Origin of the sequence: Nibribacter koreensis (assembly GCF_039541795.1) — a bacterium.
GTDB lineage: Bacteria > Bacteroidota > Bacteroidia > Cytophagales > Hymenobacteraceae > Nibribacter > Nibribacter koreensis.
This window is the reverse complement of record NZ_BAABGX010000001.1, coordinates 909,408-925,295: the sequence shown is the minus strand read 5'-3', so window position 1 is coordinate 925,295 and position 15,888 is coordinate 909,408. Positions and strand designations below refer to the sequence as shown.

Here is a 15,888-nt window from a genome sequence, read left to right as displayed (position 1 = left end):
AGCGCCAAATGGTGCGCTGGAAGCGGGGCTTCTTGTATGAAGTAAATATGGCTTTCCTATCTTTTAACAGCGGTCCATGGTTTGTTAGCAGTCCCGAAGGTATAGGTACCGCTCATGGTGTTGTTGACCATGGTGCCCGTGAACACATAAGAGGCAGGATTCTGTACAGAAGAGTCCATGGTATAGCTTAGTACGTTGTCTTTCATGGACCAGGTGCCGCGCGACAAATAAGTACCCGGCGATTCTGGCTCATCATATACCGTAGTACCGTCTGCATTAAACGTCACATCTCCGTGCCAGGTAACGGTGGCTGAATGGTTGAACGTGAAGTCCCATTTGGTGCCGGCCAGTCCCATGGTTTTTACCTGAATGGGCTCACTGTAATACGTGGTGGTTGCCGTTGAGGCATACACGCGCACAAAGTAGGTGGTGTTTGGCATTAAACCATTGAGAGTGGTGGTGAAGGTATTGCCCGCTTCAGTGGTTTTAGCATCAGAAAGGGTAGGGGCGCCCGTTTTATTGTAGACTACACCTCTGGCCGTGATTTCATTTTTGCCGGCATCAACTGTGCCTTGTATGTCCATTGACGTGAATTTGGCATTGGCGTTGGCCTGCGTGGTTTTTGTTGTCAAGCCAGGGGCCGGAATCACTTCTTCCTCCTCTTCGCAGGACATGGTAAACAACAGGGCAAAGGCCAGAGTAGCAAACTTAAGTTTGGTAAAAAGTTTCATGTAAGAAAGGTTGTTTGTTTTGTGGTTTATAGTGTTTAATGGAATGCAGTCACCAAGGCCTGTTGTGAACAGGCATGCTTAAACTAAAAGGTACGCTAAGCTTACTAAGTGCCGGGGGATGGCACGGGTACTATACTTCTTATAAATATGGCTTTGGGGGAGCCAAACTGCATTAATAGATGAGGGCTACTAATAGGTTTGTAAATATCGGATTTTTATTTGTATCTATCTATGTGTATATTTTAATTTTAGGATATAAATTTTGAAACCGCTGCGAGTTAATTGTTAATAGGTTTTTAATGCTTTACAGAAATTGTAAAAACCCTATTCAAGCTAAGCAGTGAGGAGTAGAAACAACAATTCCTGCCTAAGAAAGAGAGCTTGGGCAGGAATTGGCATGTGAAATGGATCCTGGTTACAGAATAGGTTGAAGCGCCTCCCAGACGTTATTGGCTAATATCTTTTGCCCTTCTACGGTAGGATGAATGCCGTCGCCTTGGTTGAGTGCTCTGATTCCGGCCACGCCCTCCAGTAAAAATGGCACCAGCGTCATATCGTTCTTTTCGGCAATTTCCCTGAAGATGACCCTAAACTGGCTGGCGTACGCCCCACCCATGTTAGGCGGCACTTCCATTCCTAACATGACCAGCTTGGCCTCTGGGTACTTGGCTTTCACCTTATCTACTATGGCCTGTAAATTTTTAGAAGTCTCAGTGGGAGGAATGCCCCTTAGACCATCATTGGCACCTAGTTCTAAAACAAACACATCTACGGGCTGGCGCAGCAACCAATCAATCCTGCTCTTTCCGCCGGCAGTGGTCTCACCGCTCAGGCCAGCGTTGATAGATTTATACGGTAGCCCCAATGAGTCCATTTTTTGCTGAATTATCGCCGGAAAGGCTTCGGCCTGGGTTAGGCCGTATCCAGCGGTCAAGCTGTTACCAAAGAACAATATATTTTTAGTTTTTGCGGGAGCGGGGGCATTCTCTTTCATGGTAGAAGCGTCTGTAGCAGTCTGGTTTTCTTTTTTCTCTGAGCATCCTTGCAGTAACAGCAGGAGGAGGCTCCATAAGAACACGTTTTTATGTAACATAGCGTTTAAAATGTGGCTTGGCTTAAAGATAACAGAAAACATAGCCCTGTGGTTAGAGGTTTAAGTACTTTAAAACAGCCATTTGGTTTGCGTGCGCCCCGGCATTTTAGTCTTAGGCCGTATGCTAAACTTGCCAAATCTAAACTGCATGCCTTGTGAATACCATCCTTAAAATTGAAAACCTAAGTAAAACGTATCAAAGCGCCGGCAAGACCCTTACCGTACTGGACAAGGTAAGTTTTTCTGTAGAAGCCGGGTCTACCGTAGCCATTGTAGGCCCCTCTGGTAGCGGGAAGACCACCTTGCTAGGCCTTTGCGCTGGGTTGGACCGTTCTAGCCAGGGTATTGTTGAGTTAAACGGAATCGCTTTGGAGGGTCTAACAGAAGACCAGCGCGCCCAGGTGAGAAACCAGCACGTGGGGTTCATCTTCCAAAACTTTCAGCTGTTGCCTACGCTTACCGCGCTAGAGAACGTGATGGTGCCCCTGGAACTTCGTGGGGAAAAGAACATTAAAGCCCGGGCCCTGGATTTGTTGGATAAAGTTGGCTTAGGACACAGGCACCATCATTATCCGGCCCAGCTATCTGGTGGTGAGCAACAGCGGGTGTCTTTGGCCAGAGCCTTTTCCAACCAGCCCAAAATTCTGTTCGCAGATGAACCCACCGGCAACCTGGACGCTGAAACCAGTGAAAAAGTAGTGAACTTAATCTTTGACTTGAACCGCGAAGCAGGAACCACCCTTATCTTAGTCACTCATGACCTTGACCTTGCCGCCAAAACGCAGCGCATCTTAAAAGTAAAAGGAGGTCATCTGGTATCTGATGAAATGGTGGGACAGTTTGGCGGGTGAAGAATTATGTCCCAATTACCAAAAGAAGGATAGACATCAATTTGAGACTAGGGCAACCAATGATTGAGACGTCAAAGAGAGAACCTAAAATGAAGGAGGATGAAGTTTTTGTAGCCTCTGAAATTAATGCCCTTCAACCTAAAAGGAGGCTAACTCCGTTTTTGGCCTCTTTTCCAGAAAACTGCCTAAAAACAGTCATTATAAACTAAAGAAAACACTGGCAGACTATACGCTTTTGCCTTTCATCTAACAGTACCCACAAATGCCTAGCCTACCAAAGCAAAACCTTAATGTACCATGGCTTATCAAGATGGCCTGGCGGGATAGCCGGCGCAACCGGTCGCGGCTTTTTTTGTTTGTGTCTTCCATTATCCTGGGCATTGCGGCGTTGGTGGCTATTTTTTCTTTTGGAGACAATCTTAAATATGACATAGACCAGCAGGCCAAAGAACTGATTGGCGCAGATTTGGTCATTTCCAGCAACCGCGCCATCAGTCCCAAGATGCAACCGCTGTTAGATTCTTTAGGTGAAGAGCGGGCCCGGGAGCAGAACTTTGTGTCCATGATTCTCTTCAAAAAGAACCAAGGCACCCGGCTGGTGCAGATACGCGCGTTGCAAGGTGATTTTCCGTATTACGGTGAGATTGGAACAACGCCTGAAGCGGCTGGCCGGACGTTTAAAGCCCATCAACAGGCGCTGGTAGACAAGACGCTCATGTTGCAGTTTAATGCGCAGGTGGGAGACTCTATTAAGGTAGGCGAGGTTACGTTTCAGATTGCAGGTATCTTGAACAAGGCTCCCGGTCAGACGGGCATATCAGCATCAGTGGCACCGGTGGTGTATATTCCGCTGCAGTACCTTGGCAAGACGGGTTTGTCTCAGCGCGGCAGCCGCATCAATTATGAGTTCTACTATAAATACAGTCCCACGGCAGACATGGCCAAACTGGTCAAGCAACTGGAACCTAGGTTAGAAGAAGAGGGGCTTGAGGTAGAAACCATAGACACCCAGCGCGAAGAAACGGGCCGCTCTTTTGAAGACCTCACTGACTTTCTGGCTCTGGTTGGATTCATTGCCTTGCTCTTAGGTAGTATTGGTGTGGCCAGCGCCATTCATGTATACATCAGGGAGAAGCTATCTACCATTGCCATTCTGCGTTGCTTGGGCATGAGCTCGGCGCAGGCGTTTCTGGTGTACGTGTTCCAGATTCTGGGCATCGGGCTGATAGGGTCTTTGATAGGGGCGGCGCTGGGTACGCTGGTGCAACAGACCCTGCCCGCCGTGTTGCAGGATTTTCTGCCTATTGAGATTTCGGTTCGCATCTCTTGGCTGGCCATTGGGCAAGGGGTGTTGCTAGGGCTTTTGATTTCTCTTCTGTTTGCCTTGTTGCCTTTGGTGTCCGTCCGGAATATATCGCCGCTCAACACCCTTCGCTTGTCTTTTGAAGAAACCAGTTTGTTTAAAGATCCGCTTAAGTGGGGGGTGTATGGCTTAATCTTGCTATTCATCTTCGGGTTTGCTTATCTGCAAATGAACACGCTCCTGGAGACGGTATACTTTACAGGTGGCGTGCTCCTGGCCTTTTTGGTGTTGGCGGGCATGGCCTGGGGCCTCATGTGGCTGGTGCGCCGGTTCTTCCCGAGTTCCTGGAGTTATCTCTGGCGGCAGGGCTTGGCTAACTTGTACAGACCCAATAACCAGACGCTCATTCTAATTGTATCCATAGGGCTAGGCACGGCCTTTATCTGCACGCTGTATTTTGTACAGAGCATCTTATTGAATAGAATCACCTTGTCTGCCAGTGAGAACCAGCCCAACATGGTGCTGTTTGACATACAAACCAACCAGCGCGAGGCCGTCAATCAACTAGCCAAACAATACCAACTGCCCATCATACAGCAAGTGCCCATTGTGACCATGCGCGTAGAGGAAATTAACGGGCAGACGGCGGCAGATGTACAGAAGGATTCTACGCTGGGTATTTCGCCCAGGGCTTTCCAGCGCGAATTGCGGGCCACGTTTAGAGATTCTATTACTTCTTCTGAGCAGCTGGTGGAGGGCGCCTGGAGAGGGAAAGTAGCTACACCAGAAGACACGGTGTTTGTTTCTCTGGAGCAGGGCTACGCACAGCGTATTAAAGTTAAGGTAGGAGATAAGATGGTGTTCAATGTACAAGGCGCCTTGATTCCTACGGTGGTAGGGAACCTGCGCAAAGTAGACTGGAACCGCGTACAGACCAATTTTAGGGTAGTATTTCCGGCAGGGGTGCTGGAGGCGGCGCCCCAGTTTCATGTCCTGATGACCAGGGTGCCCAACAACCAAGCCTCGGCTAGGTTCCAGCAGGCCGTGGTGCAGCAGTTCCCTAACCTGTCCATTATTGACCTGGGTTTGATTTTGAGCGTGATGGATGAGCTCTTTGACAAGATTGGCTTTGTGATCAGGTTTATGGGGGGCTTTAGCATCATCACGGGGTTGGTGGTATTGGTTGCGTCAGTGCTCATCAGTAAATATCAGCGTATGCAGGAAAGCGTATTGCTGCGCACGCTGGGTGCCAGCCGTAAACAGATTCTGCTCATCACGGCGCTGGAGTATTTCTTTCTGGGAGCATTGGCCGCCGGAACTGGCGTGGTTTTGTCCTTATTGGGAAGCTGGGCCTTGGCCAAGTTTCAGTTTGAGACCCAGTTCACGCCACCTGTCATGCCCGTCTTCATCATCTTCGGGTCCATATCATTATTGACGGTGCTCATTGGGTTGTTCAACAGCAAGGCCGTGGTGGCAAAGCCGCCCTTAGAAGTGCTGCGGTCAGACGTATAGAAAGGTGTCGTTTTTGGCCTGATTTCCAGAAATCAGGCCAAAAACGGGAATGAAATTTTAATCAAAGGAATACAAGTAGACTCTAGCCTTCATAAGAAAGGATGCATGATATCTCAGAATGAAATGCCCAGCTTTTGATAAATGAAACTCAAGAGCCACACTGGTCCGATCAATAAGAATTGCAGGTCTTTTAAGAAGGATGGTTTCTTGCCTTCTATTTTATGCCCTACAAACTGACCAATCCATGCCAACACAAAAATGAAAAGGCTAGTGGCCCATAATGGGACACCGGAGATTTGTTCTAATTGGTACACTATCCATAAGAACAGAAAGCTTATAAGCACCATGCCCAAAGCCAGTCTAGGCGACAGCAAGAAATAATACAGCATGGCCGTCAAGACAAATAAAATTCCCAAATTCATGGGATAAGGCACCATCTCAAAAAGGAGCGGCACCGGTATGGACCAAAGCAAACCTATGAGGCTAATCATAATGGCGGGTACGCAAATCCAGTGGATGGTTTTGTTGGTGCCGTTGCGGTGGCTTTCGGCGTATTCATCTAACAAAACGTGGATGGCAGACATATGGAGCTAGTGGTAAGTGTGACTGTAAGTTAGCAAACCACAAAGTAATTTACCATCATGTTTGGGAGCCATTACTGTCTTGGACGGGTTTTTGATGCTTTCTTCAAATTGAGTACTTTTAACCAACCATTCATATCATTCTCAAATGAAAAAGAATATCACGCAAGTGTCAGCGTTCTTGATGGCGTCAATGCTGTTAGGAAGCTGTGCCAAAAATACGACCACCTCGCAAAGCAGTACGGCAAGCAACCAACAACAGGAAGCATCTGTAGAAGCAGGAATAGAGCAAGTGTCTGTAACCCAGACCTCGCCGCCCCAAGTGCTAAAAGAAGAGCAGGATTTCCAGTACGTGATGGACCAGTTCGCGGATCTTCGCATTCTGCGTTACCGAGTACCAGGTTTTGAGCAGTTGAGCACCCAGCAGAAGGAGCTTTTGTACTACCTCTATGAAGCCGCCTTGTCTGGCCGTGATATCATTTATGACCAGAACTTTAAGCACAACCTGCGCATACGCCGCACGCTAGACGCCATTGTAGAAAACAAGCGCGACAAGTCAACTTCTCCTGACTGGGAGAAGTTTATGGTGTATACCAAGCGCGTATGGTTCTCTAACGGCATTCACCATCATTATTCAACCAGCAAGTTTCTGCCAGAATTCAGCAAAGCTTTTTTAGCTGAATCTATCAAGAAAGTACCGGCTGGCCAGTTGCCTTTGCAAAAAGGTGAATCTGTGGACGCGTTCATCGCTTGGATAACGCCTGTCTTGTTTGACCCTAACGTGGCCGCCAAGCGCGTGAACCAAGTGGCCGGTCAGGACTTAGTGGCTACCTCGGCGGGTAATTATTATGAAGGCGTAACTACCAAAGAAGTAGAAGACTATTACGCCAAGATCACCGATAAGAAGGACCCGCGTCCTATCTCTTACGGCCTCAACTCCAAGCTCATGAAAGAGAATGGCAAAGTAGTGGAGAAGGTCTGGAAAGTGGGGGGTATGTATGATGCCGCCATCAAGCGCATTGTGTTCTGGTTAGAGAAAGCTATTCCGGTAGCCGAGAATGAGCAACAGCGTCTGGCTTTACAAAAGCTGGTACAGTATTACAAAACCGGTGACCTGCGCACTTTTGATGAATACAACATTGCCTGGGTGAAGGACGTGAACTCTAACACAGACGTAGTAAACGGCTTTATTGAGGTTTACGGCGATCCCCTAGGCATTAAGGCGGCCTATGAGTCTGTAGTGTCTTTTAAGGACCAGGAGGCTACTAAGCGCATCAAGGCCATAGGTGACCAGGCCCAGTGGTTTGAGGACAACTCACCGCTGTTGCCTCAGCATAAGAAGAAGAATGTTGTAGGTATTACCGCCAAGGTGATTACCACCGTGGTAGAAGGCGGTGACGCTGCGCCTGCCACGCCTATTGGCATTAACCTCCCTAACGCTAACTGGATCAGGAAAGAGCACGGTTCCAAGTCGGTGAACCTGGGCAACATCGTGAAAGCCTACAATGAAGCCGCTAATACCGGCGGAAGCGTGTTGACGGAGTTTGCCTTCAGCCCCGAGGAGATTGAGCGTTCCAAGAAATACTCTTCTCTGGCCAGTGACCTGCACACCGACATGCACGAAGTAATTGGACACGCCTCTGGCCAAATCAACCCGGGCGTTGGTACTCCTAAGGAAACCCTGAAGAGCTACGCCAGCACCATTGAGGAAGGCCGTGCCGACTTAGTGGCCTTGTACTACGCCATGGACCCTAAATTGGTAGAGATAGGCGTGATGCCTAGTATTGACGCGGGCAAGGCAGAATATGACGGCTACATACGCGGTGGTTTAATGACGCAACTGTCAAGAATTGAATTAGGTGAAACCATTGAAGAAGCCCACATGCGCAACCGCCAGATGGTGGCCGCCTGGGCTTTTGAGAAAGGCAAGAAGGACAACGTAATTGAGCGCGTGACCAGAAATGGCAAAACTTATTTCAAAATCAACGACTACCAGAAACTGAGAGGTTTGTTTGGCCAATTGTTGAGAGAAACCCAGCGCATCACTTCTGAAGGAGATTACAATGCCGCCAAGAACCTGGTAGAGACGTATGGCGTGAAAGTAGACCAGACCTTGCACAAAGAAGTTTTGGAGCGTTACAGCAAACTCAACATTGCCCCGTATGCCGGGTTCATTCAGCCAAAGTTGACGCCGGTGGTTAAAGACGGTAAGATTGTAGATGTGTTGCTAACCTACCCAACCAACTTTACGCAGCAAATGCTAGAGTACGGTGACACGTATAACTTCCTGCCGCATTACAACTAAGCCGTTTTTGCCCTAATTCCTGGGAAACAGCCTAAAAACGAAAAGCGCTTGAGATATTTCTCAAGCGTTTTTTTTTATCCCATAACTTTTACCACGCGCATCTATTTCCCAACCAAACGTGAGATTTAGAGAGGGACGAAAGAGGGGTATTTACACTTAGCAAAGAATTCTGGATTAGTATGCTATACGCCAAGACATGGCAGTACCTGGTTTTTACCTATAAAGAGCAACTTCCTCATCTTAACCTTTTCCCTTAGAGAGAAGAGACGTGTCAAATACGTTTTTAGGCTAATTCCACGAAAACAGGTAAAAAACGGTTTTGCACTGAAATCACTTGGGACCTAATCAATCAATCAATCAATCAATCAATCAATCAATCAATTGCTCTTTGATCGTGTGTCATGCTTTTTAAGATTCGGGCAGTGACCAGCAATTGGCCAACGTGGCGCATGGTATGTTCTGCGGCGTGAACGTAGAGTCCAAGGACAGTGGTGGGAATTTGGGCTCTTCCTATACCCCGGGCGGCAAGCAGCTGGGTTTCCTCTTCGTTCTTCAATTGAGCGATGGCCTTTTCTACCTGTCCATGAAATGCAGCGACCAATTGAGATACTACTATATCAGGTGATTCCTTTCCTTCTATTGCCAAGGATTGCAGTTGCTCTTGTTGTAAGGGCTGGGCAAGGGCATAGGTGAAAAGTCTATCTAAGACACCGGTAAGATGTTGTAAATGAAAACCTACTGAGGCCACGCCACCTAATCGTTTCCATAAAAGCTCTTCTGGAAAAGCTTGCATCTCTTTTTGTACCTCTTCCTCAGCTTGCAAGAGGGCATGGGCCACGGGCTGTAAAATGGAGGGTACTCCGGGCAGGGGACCTCTCTGCCAAACTTCTCTTGCTGGGATATCCATGAGTAATAAGGAATGTAAATTCTTTGGGTAGCCAATACTCCTTAAACGCAAAAAAGCCCCACCAAAGGCAGGGCTTTTCTGTTTTTTATGCTTGATTCAACTATTGAATGAACAATCTGAACTCGGCACGTCTGTTTTGTGATCTACCAGCATTGGTCGTGTTAGGAGCAATTGGTCTCTCTTCACCAAAACCTTCTGTTAAGATACGGTCTGTGCTGATGCCTTTCTTGTCAATCAAGTAAGACTTGGCAGCGTCTGCTCTTCTTAGAGAAAGCTCTTGGTTGTACTCATTAGAACCAACGTGGTCAGCGTGGCCAGAGATACGCAGGTTGTAGTGAGGATACTTACCTAGCATGGTGGCCATTCTGTCAAGCGTACCGTAAGAAACTGGCTTCAATACCGCTCTGTTGAATTCAAACTGGATTTTAGGAACACGTGCCATGTAGGTGCTGTCAGCAGCGTCTAAGGCTGGGCAACCCATGTTGGCGGCAGAACCAGCAACATCTGGACACTTGTCTACGTCATCGTTTACACCATCACCGTCACGGTCAACTACTACTGGGCAACCAGAAGCATCTACTCTTGTACCGGCTGGAGTACCTGGGCACTTATCATCTTTGTCTGCTACGCCGTCTGCGTCAGCATCTGGGCAACCACGAGTGGCAGCTGGACCCGCTTGGTCTGGACACTCATCTTCTGAGTCACGTACACCGTCATTGTCTCTGTCTGGGCATCCTTCAAGAGCGGCAGAACCGGCTTCAGTAGGGCATTTGTCTAAGTAATCAGCTACGCCGTCACCGTCACCATCCAATGGACAGCCTTTTTTGTCTACCTGCACACCGGCTGGGGTGTCTGGGCACTCGTCTCTTCTGTCAGAAACGCCATCACCGTCTGTGTCTTTGGCTTTACCTAAACCAAAAGAAAGACCAAACTGGTGCTGTAAATAACGGTCGTTCAACTCATCAGACTGCTCGTTAGAGATACCGTCCAATAAGTCTGTGGTTGGGTAGTTCAAGGTTGACTGAACAAACAGGCTAATACCGTCAGTGATTCTGAAACCAAGACCGGCGCCGCCCATGTAGTTCATGCGCAACAAGCCTTCATCCCATTTCTCTTCACGCGTACCACCCGGGATAGCTACAGGCAGGTAGGCTTCTACGCTAGCGTATTGCAAGCCAAGACCTGCTACTAAGTAAGGCTTGATGAATGACTCCTCTTTCAAGATTTTGCCATTGTTCATCTTTAATTTGAAGGCAAGGTTGGCAGTTCCTACCTCGTCATCAAATCTTCCTGGCCCGTAACCCGTGGTTCTCCAAGTTACAAAAGGAGCGTCTTGCTTTAAGTTAAAGTAGTTTAACTGCAAAGACAGGTCAAAAGAAGGAGACAGGTAACGGTTAATGGCCAAGCCACCACCCCAAGAGGAGTTGCTCATGTCCCACATGTCATTGCGCACGTTGGTTCTGGCCTGGTTGGCGCTTGCGTAAAGCGATAGTCCCCATGGCCGGTCAGCGGACTGAGCTATTGAATTGTTGGTAGCACCCATGGACAGCAAAAGCGCGCCTGCCATTGTTGCTTTTAGTAAGGTTCTTTTCATAGTTTTAAAAGTTGGAATATAGTAATATGAGCATGTTTACCCCAAATGAAATAAAATGTTTCCATTTCTTTGAAATAATAAATATTCATAGTACGTAAGTAGCAGAGGGGCAGGTTATTAATTTCACTATTTATGTTAGTTGTCCAACTCAATTTTGGGCTTGGAACTGCAGAAAAATGCCAAAAAATAAAACCGGAGAGCCTTTTGAGCTCTCCGGTTTTTGAAGTAATCTTTAAATATGAATACTTAGACGTTAAATCTAAAGTGCATGATGTCGCCGTCTTGTACTACGTATTCTTTGCCTTCAACAGACATTTTACCAGCTTCCTTGATTTTGGCTTCAGACTTATACTCCACGTAATCTGGCAGTTTGATCACCTCAGCTCTAATAAATCCTTTCTCAAAGTCTGTATGAATGACTCCGGCGGCCTGCGGGGCCTTCCAGCCTTTTTGAATAGTCCAGGCGCGTACTTCCTTTACACCCGCGGTAAAGTAGGTGATCAAGTTGAGCAATGAATAAGAAGCCCTGATCAATCTGTTCAGGCCAGACTCTGTCAAACCATACTCTCCCAAGAACATCTCTTTTTCTTCGGCGTCTGTAAAGTCAGCGATTTGCTCTTCAATGGCGGCAGAGATCACTACCACTTCGGCATTCTCTTCGGCTACGTGGGCTTTAAGGGCGTCCAGGAATTTGTTACCCGTCTGGATGGAGGCCTCGTCTACGTTGGCTACATAAATGACAGGCTTAATGGTTAAGAGTTTTAAATCTTCTACCGCATCCAGGTCTTCATCAGAAACGTCCAGGGAACGGGCATTCTTACCGCTTTCTAGGTGCTGCTTAAAACGCTGCAAAGATGCAAACTCCTTTTTGGCGGCGGCGTCACCAGATTTGGCGGTGCGCTCTACCTTGGCAATCTTCTTGTCAATGGACTCCAGGTCTTTTAACTGAAGCTCAGTGTCTATCACGTCCTTGTCAAACACCGGGTCTACGCCACCAGCCACGTGCACAATGTTGGGATCGTCAAAGCAACGCACCACGTGGATGACCGCATCTACCTCGCGTATGTTGGCCAGGAACTTGTTGCCCAGTCCTTCGCCTTTGCTGGCACCTTTCACCAGACCGGCAATGTCTACAAACTCCATCACGGTAGGCAATACACGCTCTGGATGTACCAGGCCTTCCAGAATCTGGAGGCGCTCATCTGGCACGGTGATCACGCCCACGTTGGGCTCAATGGTACAGAAAGGGTAATTGGCAGATTCTGCTTTGGCGTTTGACAAGGCATTGAACAGCGTAGACTTGCCCACGTTTGGCAAACCCACTATTCCACAACGAAGTCCCATATATATAAGGCGTTATTAAAAGTTCTGAAGATTGATTACAAGTTAAGGCACTCATTGGTCAAGGTAGAGATAGGTGCCTTTAAACGGCCGCAAATATACGCATTCTGGCGTGAATCTGGCGGCGTATAATAAGAGTCACCGTTTTTGGCCTGTTTTCTGAAAAAGAGGCCGAAAACGGTTAAATAAACTGTAAGGACTTTTACTTGCCCGAGTATAAACTTGTATACCCGGGTAATAACACGGCTATTAACGTTTTCTTTTTAATACTTTGCGTTTTGAGAATGGCCAACACGCACTAGCTACGCTGTTTACATGCTTTTTTGAAGACAAGATAGAAATTCCTAACTTCCCTGTACATTTCAAACCTCTTCACAACCACCATACATAGTGCAGATAATCCGAATAGTTCGGTTGATACAGTAGTTGTGCGTAATTCAAATGAAAAATAAAATCATTATCCTACTGAGCATCATATCGACTCTAAGTTGCATGAAAGCGGACATTAAAAAGAAAGAATTTGACCAAGCAGAGGAAAAACTTGCCGACTTGATGTTCTTTGGGCTAGACTATGGAATCGAAAATCTCCATGCAGATAGCGCTGGCACATTAATCCCGATTGTTGTTACAGAGAAAGAAGGTGAAAGAGATTTGAAGAGGTTCGTGACAGAACGTATGGAAGAGGGTCTTAAAAAAGGCGAGCAATTCTTAATGAATGAAAAAGAGGCCAGATACGGTATAGTTATCTATGATGGCTATTTAACAGTCGACGGGAATAAAGTAGATGCTGTTTTAGTAAAAGGATTTGATAGACAAGATGAAGTTGGTTATATAATCGGCCAGAGATATAGCCGCAAAAAAGACAATACTGAATTAGAGGTTATTGGAAATCCAGCCTTTATTGGCAATGAAGAGCAAATGTTAAAATAAGAACTACGCACAACATTGTGTAAAAGGCATCTTCGGCCGACGGCCTTCGCCGCCTTTTACACGAGGCCGTTAGCAGCTATTTTACAAATGATTAAAATACTATATTATGAAACAGGTTTTTGTATTGATATCTCTTCTGGTGATTGCCCTTGCGTCAAAAGCCCAAACTTTAGCCCCTAATGACAGTTTACAAATCCAATCCATGATACAAGATTGGAACAAAGCCTGGGAGGTGAAGGATTATAAACTTGCTTCTAAATGGTATAGTAAAGATGCTCGCTTCACCAATGCCTTTGGTGACAAGCGTAATGGACAAAAAGAAGTAGAAGCTCTTCTCAAGGAAGTTTTTGCTTTGCCATTTGTTATGTCTGGTAAAAGTGAAACAGCAGAACATAGATATCAGGTACTGAGCAACAACAATGTCATTGTACATACAGCTGTTGTACGGAAAGGCCAGCAAATGCCCGATGGATCTGTTTTGTCAGATAGACAAACAACGCATTTAAGAGTGCTTCAACGAGATACTAACGGATGGAAAATAAAGGCTCATTTGATTTCTGATGCAAGAGATAAACAATCTTCCAAACACTAAAACAGGCGCTAACACAAGCTTTATAAAATAGCGGATAAAAGTACATTTAAGCTGAAGTTTTAATTAACTGCAAATCAAAAGTGAAGCTGAGGCTTTCCAGATTTTGCTATTTCACAAATATTCGTTCCGTCACAATCATTTCGTTTTTAGCTTAATTTCCAGAAAACAGACCTAAAACGAAACCTGCTGGGCATAAAAAAAGCTCACGCGAGGCATGAGCTTGAGGAGAAAAAAGGAGGGAGGTTATTCCCACTTCAGTTCTTCGTCTACGGTGGCGGTGGTAGGGGCCTCTTGTTCCAGGCGTTCCATGTCAGCTAATGCCTCTTCAGACAACAATTCACCTTTCACGTGGTCAATGGTATCTTGCAACGCCTCTACAAATTTGGCGAAGTCCTCTTTGTACAAGAAGATCTTGTGCTTCTCATAGGAGTAGTTCTCATCCTTGAACTTACGCTTGCTCTCCGTGATTGTCAGGTAATAATCATTGGAGCGGGTTGACTTCACATCAAAGAAATAGGTGCGCTTTCCTGCTCTTACTCGTTGTGAGTAGATTTCCGCTTTGTCATTGTTCTCTTCCACCATAACTTGAAGGGTTCCTTGTTAGTATTTGTGGAAGCCAATTTAAAGGAAGAGTTCGATTTTAAAAAATTTTAAAGATTAATTTTAATAGTTAAATTCGAATGTATTAATGTTCCAGGCAAACCCAATAACATGCTACGTAACATACTCTTCCTTTTGCTGGTGCTGTCTCCTTTCTTAGGACTTGGTACCAAACCGTACAAACAGCTGGGCAAAGCCACCTATTATGCTAGTAAGTATGAGGGCCGCAAGACCAGCAGCGGCGAAAAGTATGATCCCAGCCTGCCCACCGCCGCCCACGCGTATTTGCCGCTTAACACGTACGTAAAGGTAGAGAACCTGAGCACCGGCCATGTAGTGGTGGTTAAGATCAACGACCGCATGAGCAAGAAGTCGCCGTTTGTGATTGACTTGTCCAAGTCTGCCGCCCAGGAATTGAACATCCTAGGGCCGGGCAGCAAACAGGTGCGCATTACAGGCATTACCAAAGAGGCCGCATTGGCGTACTGGCAGGAGGAGCAAGACAAGCATGAGCAGAATAGAAGTTGACCTGGACGCCGTACGGCAAGTGGAGAACCTGGAGTTTCTGGCCAAGAAAATGGTGGAAGGCTTTATAACAGGACTGCACAAATCCCCATACCACGGCTTCTCAGTAGAGTTCTCTGAGCACCGGCTCTACAACCCCGGCGAAAGCACCCGGCACATAGACTGGAAGGTCTTTGCCAGGACAGAGAAGCTTTTTGTGAAACGCTATGAGGAAGAAACCAATCTGCGCTGCCAATTGCTCCTGGACGTTTCTGGCTCCATGTATTACCCCACACACAACTACGGCAAGTTGTCTTATGGCGTCATAGCCGCCGCCGCCCTTGCCACGCTTCTGCAAAAACAGCGCGATGCCGTAGGCCTAACTACCTTCTCTGACCATATAGAATACCAGACGCCCATAAAATCTACAGGAGCGCACCTGCACACCTTGTTGCTGGCGCTACAAGGGCAATTGAAGAAGACAGCCCCGCCCCAGAAGCAAACCAAGGTGGGCAACGTCTTGCACCAAATAGCCCAAACGCTACCCAAGCGGTCTTTGGTGATTCTTTTTACAGACATGCTAAGCCAGTCTGAACAGTTAGATGAGGTATTTACGGCCTTGCAACACCTGCGGCACCAACAGCATGAAATCCTTATCTTCCACATTACGCACGCAGAAACCGAAGAAGAATTCAACTTTGCAGACCGGCCCTTCACTTTTGTAGGTTTAGAAACGGGTGACCGCGTCAAGGTGCAACCCTCAGACGTGCGCGAAGCCTATGTACAGGCCATGCAACGGTTTAAAAATGAATTGAAGATGCGCTGTGGGCAACATCGTATTGACCTGGTTTCTGTAGACTTAAAGGAGCCCATGGACAAGGTGTTGTACGCCTACTTGGTCAAACGCCAAAAAGTGCGCTAATTCATTTTTGGCTTGTTTTCTGTGAACCAAGCCAAAAATGAATTAGCAGTTAAGAGTTAAAAGTTATGAGTTAAAAGTTTCTTTCCGTGAAGATCCTTAACCCTAAACTTTTAACTCATAAC

Annotated in this window: 14 protein-coding genes; 7 read left to right on the top strand and 7 right to left on the bottom strand. The window is 46.8% G+C overall.

All coding sequences use genetic code 11. The features are described 5' to 3' along the window. Nucleotides 1-56: 56 nt before the first annotated feature. Entirely contained in the window at nucleotides 57-731 is a 675-nt protein-coding gene (locus ABD880_RS03960; protein ID WP_345162555.1) for a hypothetical protein, read from the bottom strand. 415 nt (nucleotides 732-1,146) lie between these two features. Next, nucleotides 1,147-1,824: an arylesterase gene (locus ABD880_RS03955; RefSeq protein WP_345162553.1), complete on the bottom strand. Its 678-nt coding sequence runs from the start codon at nucleotides 1,822-1,824 to the stop codon at nucleotides 1,147-1,149. A gap of 155 nt (nucleotides 1,825-1,979) precedes the next feature. On the opposite strand from ABD880_RS03955, the gene ABD880_RS03950 reads away from it, so the two are divergent. After that, nucleotides 1,980-2,675, top strand: coding sequence for an ABC transporter ATP-binding protein (locus ABD880_RS03950; RefSeq protein ID WP_345162551.1), 696 nt, complete (start codon nucleotides 1,980-1,982; stop codon nucleotides 2,673-2,675). A gap of 358 nt (nucleotides 2,676-3,033) precedes the next feature. Next, entirely contained in the window at nucleotides 3,034-5,490 is a 2,457-nt protein-coding gene (locus tag ABD880_RS03945) for an ABC transporter permease (RefSeq protein ID WP_345162549.1), read from the top strand. A gap of 113 nt (nucleotides 5,491-5,603) precedes the next feature. Here the strand turns inward: ABD880_RS03945 and ABD880_RS03940 are convergent, their stop codons facing one another. Continuing rightward, entirely contained in the window at nucleotides 5,604-6,074 is a 471-nt protein-coding gene (locus tag ABD880_RS03940; protein WP_345162547.1) for an Mpo1 family 2-hydroxy fatty acid dioxygenase, read from the bottom strand. A 145-nt stretch (nucleotides 6,075-6,219) separates the two neighbouring features. Here ABD880_RS03940 and ABD880_RS03935 point away from each other — a divergent pair, with 145 nt between their 5' ends. Further along, on the top strand, nucleotides 6,220-8,376 hold the full coding sequence (locus tag ABD880_RS03935) for a dipeptidyl-peptidase 3 family protein (protein WP_345162545.1): 2,157 nt from the start codon (nucleotides 6,220-6,222) through the stop codon (nucleotides 8,374-8,376). A 373-nt stretch (nucleotides 8,377-8,749) separates the two neighbouring features. On the opposite strand, the gene ABD880_RS03930 is transcribed toward ABD880_RS03935, so the two are convergent. The 3 genes from ABD880_RS03930 to ychF all read right to left on the bottom strand — a co-directional run bounded on the left by ABD880_RS03930 (nucleotide 8,750) and on the right by ychF (nucleotide 12,221). Beyond that, nucleotides 8,750-9,283, bottom strand: a complete 534-nt coding sequence (locus ABD880_RS03930) for a DinB family protein (RefSeq protein WP_345162543.1) — start codon at nucleotides 9,281-9,283, stop codon at nucleotides 8,750-8,752. A gap of 100 nt (nucleotides 9,284-9,383) precedes the next feature. Then, nucleotides 9,384-10,877 (bottom strand): OmpA family protein, encoded by a 1,494-nt coding sequence (locus tag ABD880_RS03925; protein ID WP_345162541.1) that lies wholly within the window; start codon nucleotides 10,875-10,877, stop codon nucleotides 9,384-9,386. A gap of 246 nt (nucleotides 10,878-11,123) precedes the next feature. Continuing rightward, the gene (gene ychF, locus ABD880_RS03920; protein WP_345162539.1) at nucleotides 11,124-12,221 is read right to left on the bottom strand and encodes a redox-regulated ATPase YchF; all 1,098 of its coding nucleotides are present in this window, start codon (nucleotides 12,219-12,221) and stop codon (nucleotides 11,124-11,126) included. Nucleotides 12,222-12,710: 489 nt separating this feature from the next. Between ychF and ABD880_RS03915 the strand changes: the two genes are divergently transcribed. Beyond that, entirely contained in the window at nucleotides 12,711-13,148 is a 438-nt protein-coding gene (locus tag ABD880_RS03915; protein WP_345162537.1) for a hypothetical protein, read from the top strand. 106 nt (nucleotides 13,149-13,254) lie between these two features. Further along, nucleotides 13,255-13,740 (top strand): YybH family protein, encoded by a 486-nt coding sequence (locus ABD880_RS03910; protein WP_345162535.1) that lies wholly within the window; start codon nucleotides 13,255-13,257, stop codon nucleotides 13,738-13,740. Between the two features lie 243 nt (nucleotides 13,741-13,983). Here ABD880_RS03910 and ABD880_RS03905 read toward each other — a convergent pair whose 3' ends face one another. Further along, the gene (locus tag ABD880_RS03905) at nucleotides 13,984-14,319 is read right to left on the bottom strand and encodes a DUF3276 family protein (protein WP_345164111.1); all 336 of its coding nucleotides are present in this window, start codon (nucleotides 14,317-14,319) and stop codon (nucleotides 13,984-13,986) included. A 132-nt stretch (nucleotides 14,320-14,451) separates the two neighbouring features. Here ABD880_RS03905 and ABD880_RS03900 point away from each other — a divergent pair, with 132 nt between their 5' ends. Together ABD880_RS03900 and ABD880_RS03895 are read left to right on the top strand one after the other, a co-directional pair. Then, on the top strand, nucleotides 14,452-14,868 hold the full coding sequence (locus ABD880_RS03900; protein ID WP_345162533.1) for a septal ring lytic transglycosylase RlpA family protein: 417 nt from the start codon (nucleotides 14,452-14,454) through the stop codon (nucleotides 14,866-14,868). Next, nucleotides 14,849-15,766, top strand: coding sequence for a DUF58 domain-containing protein (locus ABD880_RS03895; RefSeq protein WP_345162531.1), 918 nt, complete (start codon nucleotides 14,849-14,851; stop codon nucleotides 15,764-15,766). Before ABD880_RS03900 ends, ABD880_RS03895 begins: the two co-directional genes overlap by 20 nt. Nucleotides 15,767-15,888 lie beyond the last annotated feature (122 nt).

Coding starts and splice junctions, on each gene's coding strand:
- ABD880_RS03960 (WP_345162555.1), bottom strand. CDS start 731: ATGAAACTTTTTACCAAACTTAAGTTTGCTACTCTGGCCTTTGCCCTG.
- ABD880_RS03955 (WP_345162553.1), bottom strand. CDS start 1,824: ATGTTACATAAAAACGTGTTCTTATGGAGCCTCCTCCTGCTGTTACTG.
- ychF (WP_345162539.1), bottom strand. CDS start 12,221: ATGGGACTTCGTTGTGGAATAGTGGGTTTGCCAAACGTGGGCAAGTCT.
- ABD880_RS03900 (WP_345162533.1), top strand. CDS start 14,452: ATGCTACGTAACATACTCTTCCTTTTGCTGGTGCTGTCTCCTTTCTTA.
- ABD880_RS03940 (WP_345162547.1), bottom strand. CDS start 6,074: ATGTCTGCCATCCACGTTTTGTTAGATGAATACGCCGAAAGCCACCGC.
- ABD880_RS03930 (WP_345162543.1), bottom strand. CDS start 9,283: ATGGATATCCCAGCAAGAGAAGTTTGGCAGAGAGGTCCCCTGCCCGGA.
- ABD880_RS03915 (WP_345162537.1), top strand. CDS start 12,711: ATGAAAGCGGACATTAAAAAGAAAGAATTTGACCAAGCAGAGGAAAAA.
- ABD880_RS03910 (WP_345162535.1), top strand. CDS start 13,255: ATGAAACAGGTTTTTGTATTGATATCTCTTCTGGTGATTGCCCTTGCG.
- ABD880_RS03925 (WP_345162541.1), bottom strand. CDS start 10,877: ATGAAAAGAACCTTACTAAAAGCAACAATGGCAGGCGCGCTTTTGCTG.
- ABD880_RS03935 (WP_345162545.1), top strand. CDS start 6,220: ATGAAAAAGAATATCACGCAAGTGTCAGCGTTCTTGATGGCGTCAATG.
- ABD880_RS03895 (WP_345162531.1), top strand. CDS start 14,849: ATGAGCAGAATAGAAGTTGACCTGGACGCCGTACGGCAAGTGGAGAAC.